The organism is Streptomyces sp. NPDC005070, assembly GCF_053600395.1.
Genome location: NZ_JBSFZS010000484.1, coordinates 1 through 1,529, shown reverse-complemented (window position 1 = coordinate 1,529; position 1,529 = coordinate 1). Strand labels below are relative to the sequence as shown.

2 protein-coding genes are annotated in these 1,529 nt (G+C 63.8%); both read left to right on the top strand.

The window, feature by feature from the left end; genetic code table 11:
* The first annotated feature begins 67 nt into the window (after positions 1-67).
* Positions 68-526, top strand: a complete 459-nt coding sequence (locus ACWEBX_RS40465; protein WP_451889685.1) for a PIN domain-containing protein — start codon at positions 68-70, stop codon at positions 524-526.
* Positions 527-909: 383 nt separating this feature from the next.
* Positions 910-1,529, top strand: a 620-nt coding sequence (locus tag ACWEBX_RS40460; protein ID WP_451889684.1) for a bestrophin-like domain, incomplete at its 3' end; no start/stop codon positions are given.

Sequence of the window (1,529 nt, the reverse complement as noted above, 5' to 3'; positions counted from 1 at the left end):
CGCCGCGACCGTCCCGGTGCTCGCCTTCGCGGGCATCGTTGCGCAGCCCAGGGGATGGACGATCCCTATGCTCGTTGAGCATCAGCAGGGTCTGCTGGATACCAACATTATGATCCTGCGTCGATGGGTCGATCCTCAAGAACTTCCAGCGGAAGTAGCCATCAGTTCGATCACTCTGGCGGAACTCTCCGCGGGGCCCCATCAGGTCCGTGGCAACAGTGAGCAGAGCGATTACGATGAACACGCGGAACGGGCGTGCCGCATGGATGTCCTCCAGCGTGCCGAGAATGAATTCGATCCGATTCCCTTCGATGCAGAAGCCGCCCGTATCTATGGCAGGATTTGCGCAGCAGTGATGAGTGTGGGTCGTACCCCGCGCCGCCGAGTGGCTGATTTGATGATCGCTTCGATTGCTGCAGCCGAGGGGCTCCCGCTCTTCACCACCAACCCGGATGATTTCAAAGGTCTTGACGGCATCGTGACCATTGTTTCGGTGTCACGACCGGTGACCCCGTACGACCGGTAAGCAGTTGACGCCTTTACCTGCCTGAGGGCAGGTGATTTCGGTCCGTACTGCTCCGCAGTACCGCCATGGGGTTCCTGTTTCACGGGCCTCTGCCTGCTGGTGAGGGTCGGTCTTACGTGGTCTCGGCAGGCCTGACTTCCCGCTCGTCTGGCGGTAGACCGGACAACTCCGTTGTCCAACAAGGCGATCTTAAGACGTTGCGGCAGGACAGCGGGGTGGGGCGAGGGGTGGTCTGCCGCCTTCTGGCGCAAGGAGAGTTCTTCCTTCGAGGGCGAGTGATCGTTTTTGTGGTCGAGCGGCAGCGGTGATCGCGGCAAGATCACGGCGCCTGACCGCGTCCGCGGCACGGTCGTCCCGCCCGCCCTTGCTCGGGGGTGCTGCTCGTGGTCCTGGTCATCGTGGTTGCTGCTGTCGCTTTGGTCGCCGGTCTCGCGGCGAACCGCTGGCTGCGGCCGAGACTGCTCAGCGAGGACGACGACACGGGCATGGCCGTGAAGGACCTGGTCGGGCCGCTCCTTACCCTGACTGCCCTGCTCCTGGCGTTCGTTCTGGTCACGGCCAACGGCTCCTACGACAAGGCCGAGGTCGCCTCGCGCGGGGAGGCCCGCGCGTTGGACCAGCTCGTTGAGACGGCTGAGCACGCTCCCGAAACCCAGCGGGCCCAGATCCAGGCCGACGCGGTCTGCTGCGCCCGCGCCGTACGGGTGCAGGAGTGGCCGGCCATGTCGGACGGCAAAGGCTCGGCGGCGCCCAGCGTGTGGTCCACCGACTTCCGGCAGACCTTCCGCCCGTTGGAGGGTAAGCCGGTCTTCGGCATGCTGATCGCCGCCGACAACAAACGCTCCGATGAACGCGAGGAACGCCTCACGCAGGCGAGTGCGAGCATCCCGAGCGCCATCTTCTGGTTCTTGCTCGCCACTCTCTTAGACATCGTTTCTTTTGGCGTTGAGGGTCGTTGGTCGGTTCATGGAAGATCTGATTGTGCGGCTGGTGCCGGACGAGA

Bases quoted from the DNA above. Each gene is read 5' to 3' on its own strand.
- ACWEBX_RS40465 (WP_451889685.1), top strand. From the start codon at position 68: ATGCTCGTTGAGCATCAGCAGGGTCTGCTGGATACCAACATTATGATC.